We start from the raw sequence: 23,617 nt of genomic DNA, 5'->3' as shown, positions 1-23,617 counted from the left end.
CTGCGATGGTGTGCCCGGCTGACTAAATGGTTACCGGTTGACCGGCGACGGGAGCGATGCCCGTCGACCAGTTGCTCGCGTCTGTCCAGTCACTGCTTGTTGCTCCGGTCCAAAAAGCGGTTTGGGCCGAGGCCGCCCCTGCGGACAGGGCCATAAGCACCGCTCCCGACACTATCGAGAGAGAAAGGTGCCGCGCTATAAACTCCCGACGCTTTCCCGCGCTACCTAAAGCCGGCGTTGCGAACGAACAGCCGAAACTCAGCGCCGCGAAGCAGATCCGTGAAAGAAGCTTCTGTTTCCTGGTCCTGCGAAACACAGCGCTTGCCCGCATGATGCCGCCCCATAAAATGCTCTTAAAGATTGATTTTAAAATAGGTTTTATAGAATCGGCAACTAAACCGCGATTAAAATTGACGAGTGTTAAGAAATTATGATGGTCTCGGGCGCTAAAAATGGCCATGAAGGCAAAGCCGTGGATGGGCCACCCGACTGACGGCAGCCGAAACATCGCCGCACTTTGCTTTTCTTGCGGCTGGTCCACCCGCCCACGCCGCATCGACAACTTCGCCTTCCATCCTTGCCTCTCCCGGCCCTTCTCATAGCTCAGCGCGTTCGGCCCTGTGATCGATCCACTGGATCGATCACTCCCGCTTTGCGGGACCGGGCCCCACCCCCGGCCGGCGCACAGCGCGGATCTTGCCGCTGCCGCCACCGCCGCAGAAGAAGCAGTCTCCGCCGTCGGATTCGAGGCCTGAGACGCCGGTACCTTCGGGCATATCGAGCCGCTCCAGCACCTCGCCGGTTTCGGGGTCGATGCGTCTGACATCGCTGTCATCGCCCTCCCAGGTACCGTGCCAGAGCTGGCCGTCGACCCAGGTGACGCCTGTCACGACGCGGTTGGATTCGATGGTGCGGAGGATCTTGCCGGTTTCCGGGTCGATCTGATGGATCCTGCGGCCGCGGTGCTGGCCGACCCAGAGCGAGCCCTCGGCCCAGGCAAGGCCGGAATCGCCGCCATTGCCGGGCGCCGGGATGGTGGAAACGATACGTCCGGTCTTCGGGTCGATCTTGTGAATGACATCCTCGGCGATCTGATAGAGGAACTCGCCATCGAAAGCCGTACCGGCATGGGACGCAACTTCGATCGAGCGCACCACCTCGCCGCTTGCGGGATCGAGCGCGTTCAGCCTGTCGCCCGAGGCGAACCAGACATGCTCACCATCGAAGGTGACGCCGTTGACGCGCTCGGCGCCTGGAAAGGGTCCATATTCACGGATAATCGTCGCAGCCGATTTTTTCATCTCTTCCATCCTGTTTGCCCGTTGACCAGGGCCATCCTCATCAGTCAGGCCATACTAGTCGCTTGGCAGAGGTCCCGGGAGTAACAAGATCGTCGGGAAACCGGGCAGCGGCGGGCTCATCCAGCGCCGCGCCCGCCCGCGCCCGAAGGATTGCACCTTGCCCTCCTCCGCAAGTGAATCCAGCGCCCGCTGCACTGTGCGCGGGCTGGCACCGAGCGCAATCGCCAGCGCCGAACTCGACCACGCCTCGCCATCGGCGAGAAAGGCGAGCACCGCCCCGTGCTGGCCTTCGACCAGCGGCGCCAGTACGGCGGTCTCTCCGGCACGGCGCGGCGAAAGCGCAAAGCCGCGTTTCGTCGCCGAGACCTCGGCGAGCGCCCGCAGCTCGGCACGCAGCCGGCCGATCTCGACGCGCAGCCGGGCACGGTGCGATTCATCGGCATGTTTGCCGCGGAAGGCACGCGCGATGAGTGTGCCCCGTGCCACATCTGCCGGCCAAGCTTCGGCAAGCGTCCGGGCGAGCGTGAAGAGCACCGGCCGCGTTGCCAGCGACACCGAAAGCTGATCGTCGCGCACGACATGGCGGCAGGCATCGACGACGAGCGTGCCCGAACCTAGCAGCTCTTCCACCTCCTCGAGCAGCAGCGGGCTTTCCCGCCAGCGCGAGATCAGCCGCGCCACGGGCGCGCTGAGCACGCGGGCGGCATTTTCCACCTCCGCCGTCAATACCGGCATACCGGCCTCGCGCGCCGCCTGCCTCGCCCGGTCAAGCGCCGCACGCGCCGCTTTCGTCTGCAGGCGCCGGATCGCGATACCCGCGACCACCAACTCGTGGGCAGCCCTTGCCGCCGGCGGCAGCGGCGTCGGGTCGAGCGTTTCCAGTGCCCGCTCGGCCTCGTCGAGCCGGCCGACCAGCACCAGCCGGCGAAGCTCGACATTCCTGGCATGGGCGGCATTGACCCTGTCGCCATGCGCTTCGAGCACCTTGCGCGCCGCCTCCAGCGCTTTGGTCGGCCAGGTGAGATCGCGCGAGACCAGCGCGATCTCGGCCTCGGCGACCACGCAGCGGGCCCGCGCCATCGCCTCCCTCGGACCGAAAGCACGCGCCGCACTCTTCAACAGCGCCTTGGCGCGGACGAGATCGCCGAGCTGCGCCATCGCAATGCCGCGCAGCGCCAGCGCCGGCGCATCGTCGCGCAGCGCCACCCGCTTCAGCGCGCCGAGCGCATCGCCTGTTGCCAGCGCTCGCGCCGCCGCCGTGATCAGCGAGTCCATTCAAATCCCGTCACACTTGTCACTCCCATCATTTCCCCACCCGGCCTTAGATTTGTCGTCGACCGGCAAGCAAGCCTGCGCCGGATGCTACGACGAGAGACAGGCAAAGGAGAAGACCCATGACGACAGAGCTGAACGCAACACGGCAGCAATGGCTGGCGGCTCGCCTCGATCTGCTCGAAGAGGAGAAGGAACTGACCCGGCAGAGCGACGCGCTGGCGATAAAGCGCCAGCAATTGCCGCGTGTGAGGATCGAGAAGCAATATCGCTTCGACACCGACGGCGGCAACGTCTCGCTGAAGGATCTCTTCGGCGGCCGCTCGCAGCTTCTCGTCTATCACTTCATGTTCGGACCGGATTACACTGCGGGATGCCCGTCCTGCTCGTCGATCGCCGATAGCTTCAACGGCTTCTTCGTTCACCTGGAGAACCACGATGTCGCCTTTTGGGCGGTCTCACGCGCCCCGCTCGCAAAGCTCGAAGCGTTCAAGCGGCGGATGGACTGGAGCTTTCCGTGGGCCTCCTCCTTCGACAGCGACTTCAACGGCGATTTCAGCGTCTGGTTTTCTGCCGAGCAACAGCACCAGGGCGAGGTAGACTATAATTACCGCCGCGAACCGCCCGCCCCCGAACCGCCCGCCTTAGAACCACTTGCCGACAGGACTGTCCAGGAATGGCAGCCGCGCGACAGCGAAGCCCCGATCACCCAGATCGCCGCCATGACCGGCACCGATGTCCCAACCTATACCCGCGACCGGCCGGGTGTCAGCGCCTTCGAGCTCATCGATGGCGCCGTCTACCACAGCTATTCCAGCTATGCGCGCGGGCTGGACGGATTATGGGGCGTGTACCAATGGCTCGACCGTGCCCCCAAGGGCCGCAACGAAACCGGCATCTGGTGGCGCCACCACGACCGGTACGGCAAGGAGTGACGCCGATGCTGCTCTCCGCCCACACTCCAGAGCGAGGCGACGGAAACGCCGCTCTCAACGCCGCCGAATGGCTCTCGCTGGCCGCCGCAGCAGACGGATCAGCTGCTAAGCCGCGCAGTGGCATCGCTAGCCCGGGCGGCCGGATCGCCGCCCACACCGCCGACTGGCTATCACTCGCCGGCGCCCCGACATTCGGGGTCATGGCGCTGCTGACAGCCGCGACCGGCAGCGCCGACATGATCTGCATGACGACGCCGGATGCCTTCCCGATCGGCGGAATGGTGCCCATGTACCTGCTGATGAGCGGCTTCCACCTGGCGCCCTGGCTGCGGCTCGCCGCCGGCTGGCGGGGCCTGAGTCGTCAGTGACGTGCTAAATGCCGCCACATCTCTCCTCCGTCATTCCTGTGCTTGTCACAGGAATCCAGTGCGCCCAAGTCCTTGGGCGTGGGAGAACGACTTCCTTCTGGGAGTCATTCACGGCGCCGACGCGCCGTGGCTGGATTCCTGTGACAAGTACAGGAATGACGGAGATTGGGGTGGCGTCTCGCCAAACTTTCTGCTGACGAGTCATGGCGGGGCGATAGGCCTCCCCCGCTCCGCAATGCTCCCACTCCGCCATCTCCGGCTTCATACCCTTACCGACACGCCGAAGTTCATGCGCTCACCTTAATAAAGTCGATCGGCCCGCCGGCAATATCGTCATCGAACACCGCACAGGAAAGCTTGCCGCCGAAGACGCAGCCGCTGTCGATGTTGGTGCGGTTTCCTGTCGTCACCGGGTTAGACAGCGACGGTGTATGGCCGTGAACCAGGTGCTTGCCCCAATAGTCGCTGGACTCACCGGGAGGGAACCGTAACCAGAGAAGATCGTGCTCGCTCTGCTGCTCCAGCGGAAATGCTGGATCGACGCCCGCATGGACGAAGATGCGATATCGATCAATGTGCATGAGGGGAAGATCGGCCGCCCATTGCAGATGCTGGGGCAGAACTCTGCCGCCATAGGACATTTCGGTTTCAAATCCGCCGATGCCCATGCCGATCCATACGTCTCTGCTGTCGCTATCGGCATAGGCAGCGACCATCAGGTCCTCATGATTACCTTTCAGACAGATCCATCGCCACGGGTCCGATGGACCCGCGATGATCCGGTCGAGGACACTTTTGCCGTCGGGCCCGCGATCGATATAATCGCCAAGGAAGACGACCGTCCCTTCAGGCGCATAAGCCGCGATCCGATCGATCATCCTGTTCAGCGGATCGATACAGCCATGGATATCGCCTATGGCAAACGTGTAGCGCATGTTCCAAGCTTCTCGGTTGCAATGCGACGGCCCCGCAGCCAAGGATGAGAAGACACGCTAGGACTTGTGCGGAGGCTCACGCCGCTCGCCGTCCGCCTCATCATAGCAAACGAAAGCCCGCCGCCATTGCGAAAACCGACTCGTTCTCCGGCATTTATGGCCATTGGCTCTCTTTTGGCTTGAGTTCGGATATGATCATCGCATCAACCGCTGAAGATGCCGATCCGCAAACGGGTGCGATCTTGCATTGTGCGGTCGCCAACGGCTATGCCTTCATCATCATGAAGAAATACGCACGAACCTATCACCTACCGATTTCGCCCGGAGCGACAAGCGACGATAAGGTCATGGTGATGCTTGACGGGCTGATGATTGGCGATCTTGTCATCACCGAGAAAATGGAGGGTGAGAACACGACCATTCATCGGGGCGGGTCTCATGCCGTAGTCCCGATAGCCGTTACCATTCATCGCGCGATTGGCTTAAAGCCTTTGCTGCCGGGATCAGCCCGCAACTAGCAGATGGCGAACGCATCGTGGGCGAGAACCTCTATGCCCGGCACTCGATCGGCTATGATGATCTTCCGTCGTACTTCCTCGGCTTTGCGTGGATTATCGACGGCGAAGTTCAATCCTGGGATCTGACGCAGGCCCGGTTCGAAGAACTGAGCATCGTTTCGGTGTCGACACTATATCGGGGGCCATACAAAGCCGGCCTGTTCGAGGATACTGCGGCCCCGCTGGACAGGACCAAGCAGGAGGGGTTTGTCGTTCGGATCGCTGATGCGTTCCCTGAAGCGGAAATGCCAGTTCGGATGGGCAGGTATGTGCGGGACAACCACATTCAGAGTGAAACGCATTGGATGCAGTCCGAACTCATCCCCAATCGCTTGGCAAATTCCTGACGGCTGCTTGCCTCTCCTCCGTCATTCCTGCGCTTATCACAGGAATGACGGAGGGTGGGGTGGCGCTTCTGCCAAACTTCACGCCGGCGCAATGCCGAACCACAACCGCTATCACCCCTCCGTAAAACTCCGGCGGATCGCTTCCCAACTCTCGGCATCCGGCGCCAAGAGCAGCCGGCCCTTGGTCATCGCAGGACGATAGGCTTCGCCGCTGAGCAATGCCCCGTAGCCGCCAGCTTCGTGATGGATCAGCACGCCGGCGGCGTGGTCCCAGGGTTTGAGCTCGGCGTTGAGCGAAAAGCTCATAGCGCCTGTTGCCACCGCCCGGTATTCATAAGCCGAGCAGCGCCATGTGGTCGTGCGGGCAAAGTGCAGCATGCTCCGAGCGTAGACCGGCTGCTCCTCGGCGGGGAACATATGCAGCGGCACGAAGCCGTGCATTTCCCCGATCGGCCCTGGCGGTGTGACGCTGAGCTGGGTCCTGGTGCCATCGCGGGCGATGTGCCATGCGCCCTGCCCCAGCCGCGCGGCGAGGAAATCGCCGGTCACGGGATAGTGGATCAGCCCGGCCACCGTCTCTCCACCGGAGACGATCGCCGCGATCATGCCGAACAGCGGCAGGCCGTGAGCGAAATTCCAGGTGCCGTCGACAGGATCGATGATGACGGCGAGATCGGCGTCGCCAAGCCGCGTCAGAATCGAGGGATCGGCGGAGACCGCTTCCTCGCCGACCAGCAATGCCTCGGGAAAGTGCGCGGACAGCGCTTCGGTGAGCCGCCGCTCGGCGCCGAGATCGGCATCGGTCACCAGATCGTCGGGAGCGGTCTTGGTGCGAATGCCCTCGGCGGTGACGCCGAGGAAGCGGGGCAGGATCTCTGCCTCCGCCGCCCGGCGCATATCCTCCATCACGGCGGAGAATATGTCGTCCGACACTTCCCTCATGCGCGGCGCGCCTCGATATAGGCCTTGAGCGCCGCCGGCTGGTCGGTCTGGATGACGCTGATGCCGGCCGCCATCATCCGCCCCCAGATTCCATCCGGATCTTCAAGTGCCGCACTGTCGGTCAAGCCGCAGCAGGAGACCGGATCAAGCGTGTTTACCCAGAGCGAGATTCCGGCGTTGCGCAGACGCTCGTGCTGGCCGGCCAGCGTCTCAAGCTCATCGAACTTGGCTTCGCACATGAAGGGGCGCGCCGCGATGACTGCCTTGGCGGTCTCTTCGGCGCTCCCGACCCTGAAAAACGCCTGGCCCATGAACGGAATGCCATCGATGCCGGGCTGCCTGGCGAGCCAAGTTAGCGCCTCCGGCGTGCCGGCGCGAGCCTTGAGATCGACCTGATCGGCCATGCCCATCTCTTTGACCTTGGCGGCGACGGTGCCCATCATCTCGAGATCCTTGAGATCGAGATCGACGAAGATGCGGCCACGCACGGTTTCGAGCACCTGTTCCAGCGTCGGAATGGTCTCACTCGTGAACGGCTGGCCCGGCCCGCCATCGGCCATGCGCAGCCGCAGGCTGGTGATCTCGGCGATCGTCATCTCCTCGGGGACGCGATCGATGCCGGCCATGCGCTCGAGCGTGTCGTCATGCAGGATAAACAGCACGCCGTCGGCGCTTTGGCGAATGTCCACCTCGACGATGTCATAGCCACCGGCAATCGCATTCTCGATCGCGGCAAGGCTGTTTTCAGGAGCTTGATGCCAGGCACCGCGATGGGCAACGATGGCGCAGGAACGCGACGGGTCGGCAATGTGGTCGATGTATTTCATGGGGCTTCCTCTAGAATAATTCCAGCAAAACTGCGCAGCGGTTTTGCGTCCGGAATTGTGTTAAAACAAAGAGATAGAACGTTTCCGTGTTTCGGAGAAAAATACGGAAATGTTCTAGTTTGCGCCGAATGCGCCTGGTATGGCCTTGCCGCTTTCCGCATCGAAGAGATGCAGGCGGGAGGCAGGGAAATCGAGAGAGAGCTGGCGGTAATCCGGTATCTCGACGCCGAAGGGTGTCGCGATCCTGACAACCGAGCCGCCGAGCTCGGCTGCCAGGATCGAATGCGAGCCGAGATCCTCGCGAAACCGCAGAGCCGAGTTGACCACCTGTCCGTTGGCCGTGCCGCCGATGAGGATATCCTCGGGCCGAATGCCGAGCTGATAGGCGCCGGTAAGCCGCGCTTGCGCCACCACCTGCCCGTCGGCGAGCCTGAGCGCCGTGCCGTCGCCGATGACCGGCAGGATGTTCATCGGCGGCGCGCCGATGAATTTCGCAACGAAGACCGAGGCCGGATGGTGATAGATCGCCTTCGGCGTGTCGAACTGTTCGATCCGGCCCTTGTTGAGAATGAGGATGCGGTCGGCAAGCGTCATCGCCTCCACCTGGTCATGGGTGACGAAGACGGTGGTGGCGCCGATGCGCCGGTGCAGTTCGGCGAGTTCGACGCGCATGTCGTGGCGCAGTTGCGCATCGAGGTTGGAAAGCGGCTCGTCGAACAGAAGCACGCTGGGTTCGCGCACGATGGCGCGGCCGATCGCCACGCGCTGGCGCTGGCCGCCGGAAAGCTGTCCGGGCTTGCGGCCGAGATAATCGGAAAGGCCGAGCATCTTCGCCACCGCCCCGACCCGCTCGATGCGCTCGGCCTTCTGCATACCGGCGACCCTGAGGCTGTAGGCAATGTTGTCGAAGACGCTCATATGCGGATAGAGCGCATAGTTCTGGAACACCATGGCGCAGCCGCGATGTTTCGGTTCCAGATCCTGCACCTGCCGGCCGCCGATGACGATCGTGCCGCCGCTCACCCGTTCGAGGCCGGCGATCATCTGCAAAAGCGTGGACTTGCCGCAGCCCGAAGGCCCGAGCACGACGGTGAATTCGCCGGCCCTGAGCTCGACATCCATCGACGGGATGACGATGGTCTCGGCGTCATAGGCCTTGCTGACGCCTGAGAGCGTGATGTTGGCCGCGGCGGCGCGGATGGCCATGTCGATGGCGTTCATGGCTATTTCTCCGTGAGAACGAGGCCCTGGACGAGATAGCGCTGCAGGAGCGCGATCATCGCGAGCGGAATGATGGAAACGATAACGGTAGCGGCCATGATCATCGGGAAATCGGGGACTTCGCCGTCGGCATCGGGAACGAGCCGCGCAAGACCGACGACGGCCGTCTGCATATCAGGTGTCGAAGCGGCAACGAGCGGCCAGAGATATTGCGTCCAGCCGCTGAGGAAGGTGAGCACGAAAAGCGCGGCGAAGCTCGTTCGCGACAGCGGCAGCAGGATGTCGAACAGGAAGCGGATCGGCCCTGCACCATCCATGCGCGCCGCCTTGAAAAGGTCTTTCGGCAGGGTGAGGAAGAACTGGCGGAACAGGAAGGTGCCGGTGCCATGCGCCACAAGCGGCGCGACGAGGCCGAGATGCGTGTTCAGCACGCTCCATTCGAGCTTCACCGGCGCACCGAAGATATTTGCGATCAAATCATTGAGGCCGGTAACGTCAAGCAGAGCATTCAGCGGCGAAAACACGTTCGAGGCCACCTGATAGGTGGTGATGACGCGGATATCGAGCGGCAGCATGATGGTCGCGAGAATGAGCGCGAAGACAACGCCCGCCCAGCGAATGCGGAAATAGACGATCGCATAGGCCGACAGGAACGACAGGATGCAGGTGAAGATCGCGACGCTGAAGGCGGTCAGCATGCTGTTGACCATCTGGATCGGGATATGCGTCTCGGCAAAAACCCGCGCCATATTGGAAAAAAGCGCGGTGCCGGGATACCAGGCAAGCCCGTTGCGCAGCATGAATTCATAGGACTGCGAGGCGGTCGCAAGCGTCAGGTAGAGCGGCCCGAGAATATAGACGATGCCGACGACGAGGATGAAGCTGGCTGCGATGTTGAGGGAACGTGCGTTTTCGATCATGGGTCACCGCTCGTAATTGATGCGCCGGCCGAGGAAGAGGAACTGGGCGGCGGTGAGGAGGACGACGAAGACCATCAGGATCGCCGTCTGGGTCGAGGCGCCGGAAAGGTCGTAGCCTGTGAAGCCGTCGGTATAGATCTTGTAGACGAGCAAAGTCGTCGAGCCGCCTGGACCGCCCTTGGTGATCGTATCGATCAGCGCGAAGGCCGAGGTGACGCTCTCGGTGAACTCGAGCACCAGCGTCAGGAAGAGCTGCGGCATGATAAGAGGCAGCTGCACGTCGAAGATGCGCCGCCACGGCCCGGTCCCGTCCATCGCCGCTGCCTGGTGCATGGTCTTCGGGATCGATTGCAAGCCGGCGAGCAAGATGACGAAATTGAACGGGATGCCGCCCCAGACATGGGCTGCAATCAGCGTGATGAAGGCATCCGTGCCGTCGATGCCGGGCGCCCATATGCCGGGAAAAGCGCTGTTGAGCGGCGCCAGGATGCCGACGAAGGGATTGAAGATGAAGGCGAAGACGACGCCGATCGAAGCGCCCGCCACCCCCTTCGGCCAGACCAGCACGTTGCGCGCCGGCAGCGCCAGGCGGATCTTCCGGTCGGCCGCGACCGCAAGGACCAGCGGAATCAGCACCGCCAGCGATGAGGCGGTCACCATGAAGATGACGGTACGCCAGCCGGCCTCCCAGAATTCGGGATCGGACAGCACGCGGGCGAAATTATCCCAGCCGACGAACATCGAACCGCCGCCGAATGGGCGCTCCAGGAAGAACGACCAGTAAAAGGCCTGAAAAACAGGCACATAGAAGAACAGCGCGATCAGCAACATCAGCGGCGCTACCAGGAGAAGCGGCAGCCAGCGGTGGTTGAAGAGCGAAGATTCCGACGTCATGGCAGCATCCTGGATTGGAAGAGAGGCACGGGGCGAGCCGAGAACGCCCCGTGCCTGACGCACGGGCGCTTCGAGCGCCCGTGCGTGGGGTTGGATTAGCTTGCGATCAGGGCAGCTTCACGCCCTTGTAGGTCTGCTCGAAGCGGCGCAGCAGCTCGTCGCCGCGCTTTTTGGCATTGTCGAGCGCCATCTGCATGGTCTGCTGGCCGGCGAATGCCTTCTGGGTTTCTTCCATGAATACCTGGCGGAACTGCACGTAGAAGCCGAGGCGGATGCCGCGGGTATCGGGCGTGCGCGGCTGGTTCATCGACTCGATGCCGACGGCGGCTGTTGCATATTTCGGCGCGTTCGCTTCGCCGCTCTTGGCGATCGCATCCATCACATCGTTGGTGACGGGCACGTAGCCGGTGGCGGCGGTCAGGAACATCTGCTGTTCGGGACGGCGCAGGAAATCGAGGAAGGCCTTGGCGCCTTCGACCTCGGCCTTATCGTGGCCCTTCATGATGTAGATCGAGGCGCCGCCGACGAACGTGTTGTGGCGCTCATGACCCTCATACATCGGCGCCATGCCGACAGTGATCTGGTATTTGCCGTCGAAAGCCTTGGCGGACGCGGTGTAGGAGCCCGACGAATTCTCCATCATCGCGCATTCGCCGGTGTTAAAGGCGGCGGTGAAATTGCCGGCCTTGGTATCGGTCCCGAGCTTGACGAGACCTTCCTTGCGCCAGTCGACCAGGTTCTGGAGATGCTTGGCGGCAAAGGTGGTGTTGAAGACATATTCGGCGTCGAGGCCGTCATAGCCATTATGCTCGGAGGCGATCGGCAGACCGTGACGGGCCGAGAACTGTTCCAGCACGCGCCAGGTATCGCCGTCGGTGGTGAAGGGGCATTCATGGCCTGAAGCCTTCAGCTTGCGGGCGGCCTCGATGATCTCTTCCCAGGTCGTCGGCGTCTTGGTGACGCCGGCTTTCTCAAGCTCGGTCTTGTTGGTGTAGAACAGCAGCGTCGAGGAATTGTAAGGCTGCGCGAAAAGCTTGCCGCCGGATGTTTCGTAATAGGCGCGCGCCCCGGCGATGTAATTGTCCCACTTGACCTCGGGCAGTACGTCCTGAACCGGGACGACGGCATCCGACAGCATCAGGTCGAGCGTGCCGGCATCGAAGAACTGGATGAGAACGGGATGGTTTTTAGCCCGGAAAGCGGCGATCGCCTTCTGCATCGACACTTCATAGCTGCCCTGGCCGACGCAGGAAATGTGATGCTCGCTCTGCGCTGAATTGAACGCCTTACACTGGTCCTGGATCGCCTTTTCGACAACGCCGGTATTGCCGTACCAGAATTCGATATTGGCGGCCTGCGCGGAACACGCGCCCGCCATCAGCGCGGCCGCAGCCGCGAGAATGGAAATCTTCATCTTGCCCTCGCCTGTTTTGATAGCCGGGTTCATGCCCAGCACCGTGACGGCGATTTACTACACACAGTGTGTAACAATTTGGTGACGCACACATGACTCTTGTCGTGGGACGAGGCTGCTGCTATAGGGTAAATGAGCTAAGTGGCCAGGAAGACAACAATAATTACTACACCTCGATAGTAATTTTTGACGAAAGGAGGTGTTTGATATGGCCTATTTTCCGGAGCCGCTGATCGCGCCGCGCTTCCTGCGCGAAGGCGGCGGCGTCGTCTCCTCGAACGAGCGCGACCTGCTGAAGCTGATCTGGCGCAATCCCGGCCTTTCCCGGTCGGAAGTCACCGCCCACACCGATCTCACCCAGCAGTCCGTCTACCGCATCATCGACCAGCTGGAGGAGCGCGGCATCGTTTCCTTCGGCTCGCCGAAGCCCGGCGCCGGCCGCGGCCAGCCGAGCCCGACGCTTAGGCTCGACGGCCGCTACGCCTATTCCTGCGGCATCTCTGTCAACACCGACGTGATCGGCATCTGCCTGATGGATATATCGGGCAATGTGCTGGCCGAAAGCAGCATCGCCCTGCGCGAACGCACCATGGCCCAGGCGCTGGATCTCGTTCGCGAGCAGCTGATCGAGCACCAGAGGGCGAACAATCTTTCCGAAGAGGCCTTCTTCGGCATCGGCTTTGCCATTGCCGGCTTTCACGTCAGCGGCACCCGCTTCAATGCGCCCCTCCCACTGCATGAATGGTCGCTGATCGAGCTCGGCCCGCTGTTGTCGGAATTTTTCAACAAGCCGGTCTGGGTGCACAACGGCGCCAAGACGGGAGCCATCGCCGAATCCATGTTCGGTGTCGGCCGTTACATGAAGCACTTCGCCTATCTCAGCTTCAATTACGGCTTCGGCGGCGGCCTGATCACCAACGGCGAACTCCTGCATAACGGTATCGGCAATGCCGGCGAATTCTCGGGCATCTACGACGCCGAGGAAAACAAGCGCCGGCCGGCCTTGCAGTACCTGATCGAAAAACTCAACCGCAACGGCGTCGACGTTCCCTCGATCAGCTATATGCGCAAGCATTTCGATCGGAAATGGCCGGGAGTGACAGAGTGGGTTGATGAGGTGACGCCGGCCTATAACCGCCTCATCAATGCGATCTGGGCGATCTACGACCCGCAGTCGATCATCTTCGGCGGCCAGGTCCCTTACGCCCTGGCGCAGATGCTGATAGACCGGACCGAGATCTACGACCGCCCCCGCTACGGCGTGCCGCGCCCACGCCCGAAGCTTGTGATCTCCGAAATCGCAAGCGACGCCTCGGCCATGGGTGCCGCTGTGACCCCGTTTAAATCGGCCTATTATTGAAGCCGCCGTGTCCTCGAGCCCGAAACCGACTCCCGCTCAGCCGCTTACGGCAATTCCCTCTGCTTTTGCTTGAGGAAATCGATGAGCAAGCGGCGGTGGGCGGGAAGCACGGCTTTTCGCCCTGACTCGACGCTGGCGATTTTCGCCCGGCCGTTCCTGCGCTATGATCTGATTCTGGCGCAGCCCACGCCTCCCCCCTCCATCGGGAAAGCAGACTTCATGTGGGGCCACTTGAAACCGAACCGACTGTTCGAGCATCTTGCATAAGGAGGGATTGCGAAAACCGCTCGCAATAGGAGGTTTATGAATGAAGATGTCTGCGCCTATCTATCACCTGAAGCGTAAAGCCAGAAAGCTCTCCCGAGCCGATAACATACCCTTGCACCAGGCGCTCGACCGCATAGCCCTGGAAGAAGGCTACGGCGGCTGGAGCCTGCTTGCGGCAAAAGCAGCGGCGGAAGCACCCGCCGGCAAGCTGTTTCAGCAATTGCTGCCCGGCGATCTCCTGCTCGTCGGCGCCCGACCCGGCCACGGCAAGACCCTGATGGGCCTCGAACTGGCCGTCGAGGCGATGAAATCGGGCCGTCCCGGTGTGTTCTTCTCGCTGGAATATACGGAAGAAAACGTCGAGGATCGCTTTCGCGCCATCGGCGTAGATCGGGCGCAATTCGAACACCTGTTTGAATTCGACGGCTCCGACGCCATCAGCGCCGGCTACATCGCGGAAAAACTGGCCTCAGCCCCGCGCGGCACCCTCGTCGTCATCGACTATCTCCAACTGCTCGATCAGAAACGGGAGAATCCCGAACTCTCCGTCCAGGTCCGCACCCTGAAGGCGTTCGCCCGCGAGCGCGGCCTGATCATCGTCTTCATCTCCCAGATCGACCGATCCTACGAGCGATCCGAGAGACCCTTGCCCGATATCGCCGATATCAGGCTGCCGAACCCGCTGGACCTGAAGCTATTCGACAAGACCTGCTTCCTGAACAACGGCCAGGTCGCGTTTCAAGCTGCGCGGTAGGGACGCCGATTAGAATCCGGTCGCGGGCCTCACACATGGCCCGCGACCGGGGATGAGAGAGGGCACTGCGCTGCGACGAATCTCTTCTCCCCAGCGGGGAGAAGTGCCGGAGCGATAGCGAGGCGATGAGGGGGTGAGCGGCGAAGCCGCGAATGCGCGGAGCGTAAGCGAAGGGCAATAATGACTGGCCTGCCGTGCGGCCCCCTCATCCGACCCTTCGGGCCACCGACCGGGGTCGAGCCGCGGGTCTCGACCCGTCCTTCGGACCCCCGCTGGGGAGAAGAGGGAGCAAGCCGTACGCCCAATCCAAACATCGTGTCTTCTCAGATCAGCTTGATTTCGCCCCAGACAATCCTGGTGCATACGACAAAGCTCAACCGATCATCATTCGAATAGGCGCGTAGCAATTCAGAGAGTTCCGTGTCGAAGGTCGCGATACGATCGCCAAGTTTCGAAGGTGCGAAGGTGTCGCGCGAATGCTGGCAGGAGACGAAATCCTCGACGCTCTGCTCGAAGGGATGCTCCGATATGAAGTCCTCGCTGCCATGCAGGTCAAGATAGCTCTGGTAGCTTCGCATGCCCTCGGACCATCTGCTGTGATCGAAAGGCTGGCCGGTCACCTCAGAAACCCACTTCCCCAGGAATGAATGCCAATCCGATAGCCACGCAGGCTCGAACGGGTCGTCGCCGGAAACCACCGCCATGACGTGACCTGGCGCGGCACTCGCCAGAAGATGCGGAAACAGCCTGGCATGATCCATCCAGTGAATACTGGCTGCTGCGACCGTCAGATCGAAGCGCTGGCCATCGGTCGGGAAATTCTCGGCGAAACTTTCTATCCAGCGGATATTCTCAGCGCCGCCACCCGGCAGCGATCTGCCCAGCACAATCATATGCGCGGAGGGATCGACCGCTGTGACACTCGCAAACGAACCTGACAGCGGGCGGGAGATTTTTCCCGGTCCGCAACCGATATCCAGCAGATGCTCCGACCGCGGAGCTATCGCCAGAAGCTTTCGAAAGACGGCATCGGGATAAGGCGGACGATACCGGTAATTTGCGACGACGTCGATTTCCTCGAATGAGGAGCCCCTGCGCTGGTCCATCAAAACTCCATGCTCACGCCGCAGCCGGCGGAGGCTGTAACACGCGTTTATGTCAGGGGTTTAGCGCGGCCGTAACAATCTCTCTGTCGGTTATAGCGGCGGATGGCAGGCCAATGCCGCAGAAGTGATACGCCGAACTCATCCGGTTCCGATTGTCTTTCGGGCCGAAATTGTGCGATGACCCATCGACCCCAGACACAACGGATCAAGGTGCGGCATCGGTATGAAGAAGATCGGTTTCCTCTCGTTCGGGCACTGGACGCCCTCGCCCCAATCGCAGACGCGCTCCGCCGGCGATGCGCTGCTGCAGTCGATCGAGCTTGCGGTGGCGGCCGAGGAGCTCGGGGCTGACGGGGCGTATTTTCGCGTGCATCATTTCGCCCGACAGCTGGCCGCACCCTTCCCGCTGCTATCAGCCGTCGGTGCTAGAACCAACCGGATTGAGATCGGCACCGCCGTCATCGATATGCGCTACGAGAACCCGCTTTATATGGCCGAAGATGCCGGTGCGGCCGACCTCATCGCCGGCGGCCGCCTGCAGCTCGGCATCAGCCGCGGTTCGCCCGAACAGGTGATCGATGGCTGGCGCCATTTCGGCTACGCCCCGCCCGAAGGCCAGAGCGAGGCCGACATGGCTCGCCACCATGCCGAAGTCTTCCTGGAAGTGCTGCGCGGCGAAGGATTTGCCAAGCCGAACCCGCGGCCGATGTTTCCCAATCCGCCCGGCCTCTTGCGCCTCGAGCCGCATTCCGAGGGACTGCGCGAGCGGATATGGTGGGGCGCGAGCTCGAATGCCACCGCCGTCTGGGCGGCCAAGCTCGGCATGAACCTGCAGAGTTCGACGCTGAAGGACGATGAGACGGGAGAGCCCTTCCACGTCCAGCAGGCCGACCAGATCCGGGCATACCGCGCGGCCTGGAAAGAAGCCGGCCACGAGCGCCAGCCGCGCATCTCGGTCAGCCGCAGCATCTTCGCGCTGGTCGACGACCGCGACCGCGCCTATTTCGGCTACGGCAACGACGGTGAGGACAAGATCGGCTTCATCGACGAGAAGACCCGCGCAATCTTCGGTCGCAGCTATGCCGCCGAACCCGATGCCCTGATTAAGCAGCTCGCCGAAGACGAGGCGATCGCCGAAGCCGACACGCTGCTGCTCACCGTCCCCAATCAGCTCGGCGTCGAATACAACGCCCATGTCATAGAAGCGATCCTGACCCATGTCGCGCCTGCGATGGGTTGGCGCTGATGTCCCGGGCAAGGCGTATTCGTCGGCAAGGCTCCAGCACTCTAAAGCGCGTCGCGACGCGCTTTAGATCTTCGTTTATATGCATGTCGTTGTCCCAAAACCGCTGCACACTTTTAGGCGACATGCATTAGGGCTCATGCGCCGTTCGATGTGCCACGGCCAATTTGCCCGTGGCGTGCTGGATAGCCGAGAAAAACAGGGCCGTTGTGATCCCGAACATCATGAGCCCATTGGCTGCCTGCAGCGGCCCAAGCAGCCGGATACGGCCGTCAAGCACCACGTCGCCATAACCAAGCGACGTGAAGGTGACGCCGGAAAAATACATGGCCGTCTCGAAGTCCTCGAAGGCGCCGAGCGCACGATATAAAAGCGCCCAGAAAACGACCTGGAAGATATTGCCCAGCATGAGCACGATCATCAGAACCGAGAATTGCAGGAAGATCCTTCGCCAGGGCTTTCGGCCCATCGGTTGCGTGCGCGCGTGAGCAAAATAACGCGCGGCCAGCACTGAAGCGAGTGCCTGCAGTGCGAGGCATATCGACATCGCAAGCAAGCCGAGGCTAATAACTGTAATCATGGGGCCGGACCTTCGATCCGGGGTCCGTCCTCGGCCGGGCGCTGATGCAGCCATTCCATCAGCAACACGAAGCCGACGGCCAGCAGCACGGGGCCAACAAATATACCGAGAAGGCCGTCGGCTATCATCCCTCCGATGACACCGACCAAAATGACCGGCATTGGCACGTCCGATCCACGGCCGAGCATCAAGGGTTTGAGCAAATTGTCGCTCAGCCCGGCGATCAAGGACCATATGGCGAAGATGATTGCCGGTGTTGTTGCCTCCGTGGCAAAGACATAGGCCATGACGGGCAGCGTCAGCAGCAGCGGCGGTATCTGTACGACTGCCAAGAGAAACGTGACGAGCGTCAGAGCGCCGGCCGCCGGAACGCCGATGGCGAAGAAGCCAACGCCAACGAGCATCGACTGGATCACCGCCACGCCGACCACGCCGACCGCCACGCCCCGGATCGTTGTGGCAGTCAGATGGATGAGCCGGGCACCCCGCGCCTTGCTGTTGGTGACGAGCTCCAGCAGACTGAGGGCGAATGCCGCAGCACCCTTGGCATAGGCGACAAGCACGGCGGCGATCGCGATGGAAAGAACGAAGGATAGGCCACCGGCGGCGAGGCCTCCGGCGAAAGATGCGAGCCAGGCGGCAGGTTTGCTCAGCATCTGACCGTATTGACGGAGCGCCGAGGGCAGGTTGGCGGCAGTGAGCGACCAGCCCTCCGAGAGCTTCGCCCCGACCACCGGCAGGTCGGCAAGCCACGTGGGAGGCGGCGGAATTGTCAGGCTGTGGTTCTGCAAGCCGGAAACAAGCGAATAAATGGAAGATCCAAGCGATGTGACGACGACGAACATCGGCACCAGCACGACGGCAACGCCGACCATCCCGATGAGAAATGCCGACCAGCGATTGCCGATCCGGCCGGACAGGCGCAGATGCAAGGGATGAAGCATGACCGCCAGGATCACCGACCAAAGCAGAATGCCCATGAAGGGCAACATGACCCTGGCACAGACATAGACCAGAAGGGCGACAAGTCCCAATTGAACCGCAGCATGGACGATGGACGGTCTCGACGGCGCAAGATCGGCGTTCGATGCGCTGGACGTCATTTTCCCCTCCCCGCCCGGAGCTTCGCGAATGAGCGAAGCCGGACGTTCATGCATTGGACAACGAAACCACCCGGTATCGGACCTGCAATTGGTGGTGCGGCGAAATTTTCCCTACGCGATGAAAGATCGTCTCTAACGCCCCATTATCATACATGACTTCGTGAACACGGGATACGCCAGCCAAGCGTCTGGGGCAGCCGCCATCTTCGCGCTGGTCGACGACCGCGACCGCGCCCATTTCGGCACGGCAACGACGAGGGTGACAAGATCGGCTTCATCGACGAGAAAACTCATCGAAGCGAGCCTGACCCACATCGCCCCGGCGCTCGGCTGGCGCTGCACCCCGGCCACGGTTGTCGGCTCTCAAACCCGCGGATATCTCGCACGGAATTCGCGAGGGCTGCAGCCCTCACGTTCGTGAAAGACCCGCGAAAAATAAAACGGGTCATCCAGGCCGATCATGGCGGCCACCGTTTCGATCTTTTCGTCGGTGGTTGCCAGTAGTTGTTTGGCATGGTCCATGCGCACCCGAAGCTGAAATGCCTTGGGAGGCAGTCCGGTTTCGAGCGTGAACCGCCTGCGCAGCGTGGCCGGAGACATGCCGTGCTCGGCGGCAAAGGCTGCGAGGTCCAACGGTTGCATCGCCCGCCGCCGTAGCGTTTCCACGATGTCGGCCATATCTAGCCTTTCCTGGCGTCGATCAGCCGCGCCGCTTGCCTGTCTGGCGGCTGATATAACGATGCGATGCAGCATCAATGCCGCCGACGCCTGCCCGAGGTTGGTGTCGTCAAGCAGATCGGCATGAAGCTTGCCGAAGAGCCGCACCACCTCGTCGAGATGATGCAGGGCCACAACGGGATGTCGCTCCGCGATGATCCTCAGCCTCACGAAATCCCGCGTGAACGACCCTTCGAAAAGCGCCCAGCGCTCGTCCCAGCCGCCTTCGTCGGGGCCATAGGAATGCACGCGGTTGGGAAACAGCCAGAACAGTGCAGGTCCGGTCAGGCTCATGCGGCCGGTGGCGGCGGTATCCAGCCAACCCTGTCCCCGCTCCACCAGGACGACGGCGAAACTCGGTAGTTTCCGGTCCGTCACCGCACGGCGGGCATGCTGCCTGCCGCTGCCGGTGACTGCCAGTCCGCCGGCCGCACCGAGCGGCGTTCTATAGATGGCCTCGGCGTCTCTCATGGTGAGCGAAAAGTCCAGCTATAAATTTTCTCTATGTCGGTTGGCATGCCGGATCAGGTAATTGATGACAAGTCAACTCAAACGACGGAGGAGTGAAATGTCAATTGCTGCGGAGGTCATGCAAGCTCGCAAGATGGAATTTCCTCTTGCCGCAAATGGCAGAAGCTTGCCCGCGGAGCGGATCGGTTGGCTCGCGCCGACCGATCCCGGCATCGGCATCGACGCCATCCGCCGCCGCTACCAGGACGATGGCTATGTCTGGCTGAAAGGCCTTCTGCCGCGGGCCGATGTGATCGATTTCCGCCGCTGGGTCTTCGAACGCCTCGCCGAAACCGGGCTGGTCGAGCCTGGAAGCGATTTTTCGCTGGGCTTGGCGTCTGCCGGTGGCTTCGACAAAAGCCTGGCGGACAGGCGCCTGATGTCGCTCGTCCGCTCCGCCGCCTATGAAGGCTTCTGCGCGCAACCGCCACTCGCCCGCTTCATGGACGATTTCCTGCAGGGTATCTCCTATCTCCACAAGCGCAAGATCATGCGTTTCGTCCAGCCGGGATCGCCGACGGCCACACCCGCCCACTACGATCTCGTCTATCTCCGTGGCGGCACCAGCCGCCTGGTAACGGCCTGGATTCCGATCGGCGATATCCCCGCCGAGATGGGTGGCCTGGTCTACCTCGAAGGTTCGCACGCCCTGGGCGTCAAGATGGAAGCCGAGTTCAAGGCCACAAGCGGCGATCTTTCTGCGGAAGAGCGGATCAGCGCCTATAACCACCACATGGCCGAAGGCGGCTGGATCTCGAAGGACCTGCCCGATATGGCGGCGCGCTTCGACACCCGCTGGCTCGCCGCTGATTACGAGGCCGGCGACGTGGTGCTTCACTCGCCCTACATGATCCACGCCTCGACCACCAACCAGGACCGTAGCCGACGGCTGCGCCTCTCCACCGACATCAGATATCAGAATGTCGACGACGAAATCGACGTCCGATGGAACAACCATTGGAGTCTCGGCGATATGCTGTAGTCCGGCTTTCCAGGGCCCATCTTCAACCTGCGATCCGGTGCGATGGCTGCTATAGCAGGTTGATTGGCGAAGGGACGTCTACATAGAAGCGAAGCGTGGGGACCTTACTGCCGCGATGGGCGTTGATGGTCCGGGCCTTGAACGATCCCATGACTGCCCGACTTATTGATGTAGCCGAACCGCTCGAGTTGCCTGATGCCGCGTACGAACCTGAACGATATTCTGATCTTCATGGCCGTCGTCGATGCCGGAAGCTTTATCGCCGGCGGCCAGGCCATGGGCCTCTCGCGTTCGGCGGCAGGCAAGGCTGTCATCCGCCTTGAAGACCGGCTCGGCGCGCGCCTGCTCAACCGCACGACGAGGACGTTGAGCCTGACCGACGAAGGCCGGATGTTTTACGAGCGCGGGCTGCAGATCCTTGTATCGGTCGACGAGGCGGAAGCGAGCGTGGCGGGGCAGAACAGCACGCCGCGAGGCGTTCTCCGGCTTGCCGTTCCCGATGCTTTCGGGCGGCTCGTCGTGCTGCCTTTGCTTGAAAAATATCTTCGGGCCTGGCCCGACATCCAGGTCGAAGTGAGCTTCACTGATCGCCTGGCCGACATTGTCGAGGAAGGCTTCGATCTGGCGATCCGGATCGGCGCGACGGCGACGGTGTCGGACACCCGCCTGGTCTCGCGCGTGATCGCCACCTACAAGGCGCGCCTCTGCGCCTCACCGTCCTACCTTGCCGAGCGCGGCGAGCCGCGCGATATCGACGATCTCGCGGTCCATGACTGCTTGATCTTCGCCGGCCGCAATCAAAGGCAGGGCTGGCGCTTTCGCGGGAAAGGCGGTTCCTGGATCAAGGCGCAAGGCCGCAGCCGCCTGAGGCTCGACAGCGGCGAGGCGATCCGCGACGCCGCCCTGGCGGGGCTGGGCATCGCGCTGCTACCCGATTTTCTCGTCACCGACGATCTCGCTGCCGGCCGCCTTCGGCAGATCCTGGCCGACCTCGAAACCGACGACGCAAAGATCGTCACGCTCTATCCCGACAAGCGCCTGCTGGAACCACCTGTCCGCCGCTTCATCGACCTGATGGTTGAGGAGCTTGGCCACGGCTAGAGCTGGACGCTTCAGGCGAGGCCCTGTCAAACCCGCGAAAGCTCTTCAGCGCCAGCGGCGCAAGCGTTGCCGCGAGATAGGCAATCCCCATCAGGAACAGCGCCGCAGCAAGGCCGAGCCCGCTGATCAGCGCGCCGCCGGCGAGGCCGCCGAAGGGGATGAGGGCGAAGCAGAGGGCTGTGTTCAATGCGGTGACGCGGCCAGTCAGCGGCTTGGGGATGCGCTCGAAGATGACCGCCGACAGGATCGGGTTGAGGAAGCCCGACGCGAATCCTGCGATGGCGAGCGTCGCAAAGACGAGGCCGATGGGCGCGTCCAGCGCCGGAACGAGAAAGCGCGGAAAGCCGGTCAGGAGGAAGGCCACCGTATAGACCATCAGTCGCGGCATGCGCTCGCCGATCGCCGCGGCAATCGCCGCGCCTGCGATCGAGGCGCCGGCGAAGGCGGCGAACATCGCACCGAGCAGCTCCGGGCCATGGCCGGCATCCCGTGTCCAGACCGGCAGCAGCACGGCATGATAGGCCTGGTCGAAGAGATTGGTGACCGCCACCATAGCGACGATGCTGACGAGCACGGCATCGCCGCGCAGAAAGCGCCAGCCTTCGCGTAGATCCTCGAGATAGGACGCCCGTTCGACCGGTCGAGTTTCGGGCGCAGGCGCGCGTCGCGTCCCGGGTATGCCCGCGGCAACGATCAGCGCAGCGGCGGCGAAGGTGGCGGCATTGACGAGCAGCGCCTGGCCCGGGCCGATCAGCCCGATCAAAGCGCCGGCGCCGGCCGCGCCCGCCGTCGAGGCCAGCCGCTCGATGGCGCTCGCAACGCCGGTCACTCGTTCGAGCGGTACATTGGCGAGTGTGGCGATATCGGGAACCATCGCCTGCTTGGCCGCATCGGAGGGGCCGCGCAGCACGCCCATGGCAAAGACGAGCGGCAGCAGCACCGGCATGCCAAGCATGCCGAAGAGATCGAGAAGCGGCACCAGAGCGACCACGAGCACCGAAGCCGTGTCGCAGATGATGGCGATGCTCTTGGCGCCGGCGCGGTCGATCAGCGGTCCGCCGAGCGCCTTGGCGATGACATAGGGCAGCATCTCCATCATTGCCGTCAGGCCTGTCAGCACCGGGCTGCCAGTCGTGCTCAGCACCAGCCAGGGAATAGCGATGGTCGAAAGCCGCGTGCCGGAGAGCGAGAATGTCTCGGCAGCCGCGAGCGCCAGGAACGGCCCGCCCAGTCTCACGGTTTATCCTCCCCTTCGCGATGCGGAACGCGGCCCGGATAGGGAAAGGCGTGCAACATGACATAGAAGGGAACCATGCCGGATTCCTGCGACGCCGCCTCCCCGAGCGGCGGGGCCGCCCGCATCGCCTCCAGGATGATGTCGCTCAGCCGTTTCGTCAGGGCCTCGGCCTGTGCCGCCGTCATCGGGATGATGATGTCGTCGGCAGCCGTCGCCTTGCGCCATTCAGCCGGCAGCTCGGCATATTCCTCCAGCGCCTGCTGCATCTGGCCGACCTGCAGCGAGAGTGCAGCCTGGTTGAAGGCGATGTCGAGATCGAGCGCTTCACCCTCGGCCTCGCTTGCCGGCACCGAGGTGAGCTCGTGGCTGGCGCGCCACCAGCGGTCGCGCCGTGAAGCATGCGGCGCTTCCTCGATGAAACCGTATTGGGCAAGCTGGCGCAGGTGATAGCTGGTCGCGCCGCTGTTTAAGCCCAGCCGCACTGCCAGCTGCGTCGCCGTGGCAGGCCCATCGATCCTGAGCATGCCCAGCATGCTCAGCCGGACAGGATGCGTCAGCGCTTTCAGCGCGGTCGGATCGGGCACGACCCGGCTGAGGGTGCGGGGTGCGGTGACTGAGTGGGCAGGCTGCGAGCGCGGATTTTTCATGCCGGCAGCCTACTATTGCAAACATATCTTTGCAAAGATTTCTTTGCATAAACGAAGGCCGCTCACGGCACCCTGCC

The 23,617-nt window shown here is 62.5% G+C and carries 26 protein-coding genes; 10 read left to right on the top strand and 16 right to left on the bottom strand.

Annotation, left to right across the window (positions count from 1 at the left end; genetic code table 11):
* Positions 1-22: 22 nt before the first annotated feature.
* The 3 genes from FFM53_RS22310 to FFM53_RS22300 form a co-directional block, all read right to left on the bottom strand.
* On the bottom strand, positions 23-562 hold the full coding sequence (locus FFM53_RS22310) for a hypothetical protein (protein WP_138387268.1): 540 nt from the start codon (positions 560-562) through the stop codon (positions 23-25).
* 79 nt (positions 563-641) lie between these two features.
* Positions 642-1,301: a Vgb family protein gene (locus FFM53_RS22305; RefSeq protein ID WP_138330659.1), complete on the bottom strand. Its 660-nt coding sequence runs from the start codon at positions 1,299-1,301 to the stop codon at positions 642-644.
* Positions 1,302-1,355: 54 nt separating this feature from the next.
* Positions 1,356-2,576: a helix-turn-helix domain-containing protein gene (locus FFM53_RS22300; RefSeq protein ID WP_138330658.1), complete on the bottom strand. Its 1,221-nt coding sequence runs from the start codon at positions 2,574-2,576 to the stop codon at positions 1,356-1,358.
* 119 nt (positions 2,577-2,695) lie between these two features.
* Between FFM53_RS22300 and FFM53_RS22295 the strand changes: the two genes are divergently transcribed.
* Together FFM53_RS22295 and FFM53_RS22290 are read left to right on the top strand one after the other, a co-directional pair.
* Positions 2,696-3,508 carry a DUF899 domain-containing protein gene (locus FFM53_RS22295; protein WP_138387267.1) on the top strand — a complete coding sequence of 271 codons (813 nt, stop codon included), beginning with the start codon at positions 2,696-2,698 and terminating at the stop codon, positions 3,506-3,508.
* 5 nt (positions 3,509-3,513) lie between these two features.
* On the top strand, positions 3,514-3,876 hold the full coding sequence (locus tag FFM53_RS22290) for a hypothetical protein (RefSeq protein ID WP_138387498.1): 363 nt from the start codon (positions 3,514-3,516) through the stop codon (positions 3,874-3,876).
* 287 nt (positions 3,877-4,163) lie between these two features.
* Here FFM53_RS22290 and FFM53_RS22285 read toward each other — a convergent pair whose 3' ends face one another.
* Complete coding sequence (locus FFM53_RS22285) at positions 4,164-4,811, bottom strand: metallophosphoesterase family protein (protein ID WP_138330697.1); 648 nt, start codon at positions 4,809-4,811, stop codon at positions 4,164-4,166.
* A 191-nt stretch (positions 4,812-5,002) separates the two neighbouring features.
* On the opposite strand from FFM53_RS22285, the gene FFM53_RS36450 reads away from it, so the two are divergent.
* Positions 5,003-5,329 (top strand): hypothetical protein, encoded by a 327-nt coding sequence (locus FFM53_RS36450; RefSeq protein ID WP_246413033.1) that lies wholly within the window; start codon positions 5,003-5,005, stop codon positions 5,327-5,329.
* Positions 5,314-5,715, top strand: a complete 402-nt coding sequence (locus FFM53_RS36445) for an RNA ligase family protein (protein ID WP_246413164.1) — start codon at positions 5,314-5,316, stop codon at positions 5,713-5,715. The genes FFM53_RS36450 and FFM53_RS36445 overlap by 16 nt, the downstream gene beginning before the upstream one ends.
* 111 nt (positions 5,716-5,826) lie before the next feature.
* On the opposite strand, the gene FFM53_RS22275 is transcribed toward FFM53_RS36445, so the two are convergent.
* From FFM53_RS22275 to FFM53_RS22250, 6 genes are all read right to left on the bottom strand, one after another.
* Positions 5,827-6,657 carry an inositol monophosphatase family protein gene (locus tag FFM53_RS22275; RefSeq protein ID WP_138387266.1) on the bottom strand — a complete coding sequence of 277 codons (831 nt, stop codon included), beginning with the start codon at positions 6,655-6,657 and terminating at the stop codon, positions 5,827-5,829.
* Positions 6,654-7,484, bottom strand: coding sequence for a glycerophosphodiester phosphodiesterase family protein (locus FFM53_RS22270; protein WP_138387265.1), 831 nt, complete (start codon positions 7,482-7,484; stop codon positions 6,654-6,656). The genes FFM53_RS22275 and FFM53_RS22270 overlap by 4 nt, the downstream gene beginning before the upstream one ends.
* A gap of 114 nt (positions 7,485-7,598) precedes the next feature.
* Positions 7,599-8,705 (bottom strand): ABC transporter ATP-binding protein, encoded by a 1,107-nt coding sequence (locus tag FFM53_RS22265; RefSeq protein ID WP_138387264.1) that lies wholly within the window; start codon positions 8,703-8,705, stop codon positions 7,599-7,601.
* Positions 8,706-8,707: 2 nt separating this feature from the next.
* Positions 8,708-9,625, bottom strand: coding sequence for an ABC transporter permease subunit (locus tag FFM53_RS22260; RefSeq protein ID WP_138387263.1), 918 nt, complete (start codon positions 9,623-9,625; stop codon positions 8,708-8,710).
* Between the two features lie 3 nt (positions 9,626-9,628).
* Positions 9,629-10,519: a carbohydrate ABC transporter permease gene (locus tag FFM53_RS22255; RefSeq protein WP_138330651.1), complete on the bottom strand. Its 891-nt coding sequence runs from the start codon at positions 10,517-10,519 to the stop codon at positions 9,629-9,631.
* Between the two features lie 106 nt (positions 10,520-10,625).
* Positions 10,626-11,933 carry an extracellular solute-binding protein gene (locus FFM53_RS22250; protein WP_138387262.1) on the bottom strand — a complete coding sequence of 436 codons (1,308 nt, stop codon included), beginning with the start codon at positions 11,931-11,933 and terminating at the stop codon, positions 10,626-10,628.
* A 208-nt stretch (positions 11,934-12,141) separates the two neighbouring features.
* Between FFM53_RS22250 and FFM53_RS22245 the strand changes: the two genes are divergently transcribed.
* The 3 genes from FFM53_RS22245 (at position 12,142) to FFM53_RS22235 (ending at position 14,314) form a co-directional block, all read left to right on the top strand.
* Positions 12,142-13,293, top strand: coding sequence for an ROK family transcriptional regulator (locus FFM53_RS22245; protein WP_138330650.1), 1,152 nt, complete (start codon positions 12,142-12,144; stop codon positions 13,291-13,293).
* 81 nt (positions 13,294-13,374) lie between these two features.
* Positions 13,375-13,560: a hypothetical protein gene (locus FFM53_RS22240; RefSeq protein ID WP_138387261.1), complete on the top strand. Its 186-nt coding sequence runs from the start codon at positions 13,375-13,377 to the stop codon at positions 13,558-13,560.
* 40 nt (positions 13,561-13,600) lie between these two features.
* Positions 13,601-14,314 (top strand): DNA helicase, encoded by a 714-nt coding sequence (locus FFM53_RS22235; protein ID WP_138387260.1) that lies wholly within the window; start codon positions 13,601-13,603, stop codon positions 14,312-14,314.
* 323 nt (positions 14,315-14,637) lie between these two features.
* On the opposite strand, the gene FFM53_RS22230 is transcribed toward FFM53_RS22235, so the two are convergent.
* Positions 14,638-15,420 carry a class I SAM-dependent methyltransferase gene (locus FFM53_RS22230; RefSeq protein ID WP_138387258.1) on the bottom strand — a complete coding sequence of 261 codons (783 nt, stop codon included), beginning with the start codon at positions 15,418-15,420 and terminating at the stop codon, positions 14,638-14,640.
* Positions 15,421-15,643: 223 nt separating this feature from the next.
* Between FFM53_RS22230 and FFM53_RS22225 the strand changes: the two genes are divergently transcribed.
* Positions 15,644-16,666, top strand: coding sequence for an LLM class flavin-dependent oxidoreductase (locus FFM53_RS22225; RefSeq protein WP_138387257.1), 1,023 nt, complete (start codon positions 15,644-15,646; stop codon positions 16,664-16,666).
* A gap of 127 nt (positions 16,667-16,793) precedes the next feature.
* Here FFM53_RS22225 and FFM53_RS22220 read toward each other — a convergent pair whose 3' ends face one another.
* The 3 genes from FFM53_RS22220 to FFM53_RS22210 form a co-directional block, all read right to left on the bottom strand.
* Positions 16,794-17,243 carry a potassium channel family protein gene (locus FFM53_RS22220; RefSeq protein ID WP_138387256.1) on the bottom strand — a complete coding sequence of 150 codons (450 nt, stop codon included), beginning with the start codon at positions 17,241-17,243 and terminating at the stop codon, positions 16,794-16,796.
* On the bottom strand, positions 17,240-18,346 hold the full coding sequence (locus FFM53_RS22215; RefSeq protein ID WP_138387255.1) for an AI-2E family transporter: 1,107 nt from the start codon (positions 18,344-18,346) through the stop codon (positions 17,240-17,242). The genes FFM53_RS22220 and FFM53_RS22215 overlap by 4 nt, the downstream gene beginning before the upstream one ends.
* Before the next feature lie 363 nt (positions 18,347-18,709).
* A complete protein-coding gene (locus tag FFM53_RS22210; RefSeq protein ID WP_138387254.1) occupies positions 18,710-19,534 on the bottom strand; it encodes a helix-turn-helix transcriptional regulator in 825 nt (274 codons plus the stop codon).
* Positions 19,535-19,631: 97 nt separating this feature from the next.
* Here FFM53_RS22210 and FFM53_RS22205 point away from each other — a divergent pair, with 97 nt between their 5' ends.
* Both FFM53_RS22205 and FFM53_RS22200 read left to right on the top strand, forming a co-directional pair.
* Positions 19,632-20,555 carry a phytanoyl-CoA dioxygenase family protein gene (locus tag FFM53_RS22205; RefSeq protein WP_138387253.1) on the top strand — a complete coding sequence of 308 codons (924 nt, stop codon included), beginning with the start codon at positions 19,632-19,634 and terminating at the stop codon, positions 20,553-20,555.
* Between the two features lie 195 nt (positions 20,556-20,750).
* The gene (locus FFM53_RS22200; RefSeq protein WP_138387252.1) at positions 20,751-21,656 is read left to right on the top strand and encodes a LysR family transcriptional regulator; all 906 of its coding nucleotides are present in this window, start codon (positions 20,751-20,753) and stop codon (positions 21,654-21,656) included.
* On the opposite strand, the gene FFM53_RS22195 is transcribed toward FFM53_RS22200, so the two are convergent.
* Entirely contained in the window at positions 21,619-22,893 is a 1,275-nt protein-coding gene (locus tag FFM53_RS22195) for an MFS transporter (protein ID WP_138387251.1), read from the bottom strand. The genes FFM53_RS22200 and FFM53_RS22195 overlap by 38 nt on opposite strands.
* The gene (locus FFM53_RS22190) at positions 22,890-23,540 is read right to left on the bottom strand and encodes a winged helix-turn-helix domain-containing protein (protein WP_138387250.1); all 651 of its coding nucleotides are present in this window, start codon (positions 23,538-23,540) and stop codon (positions 22,890-22,892) included. The genes FFM53_RS22195 and FFM53_RS22190 overlap by 4 nt, the downstream gene beginning before the upstream one ends.
* Positions 23,541-23,617: the final 77 nt, after the last annotated feature.

Origin of the sequence: Rhizobium indicum (genome assembly GCF_005862305.2) — a bacterium.
Lineage (GTDB): Bacteria > Pseudomonadota > Alphaproteobacteria > Rhizobiales > Rhizobiaceae > Rhizobium > Rhizobium indicum.
Note: the sequence above shows the minus strand (reverse complement) of the source record. Positions and strands in the feature narration are given on the sequence as shown.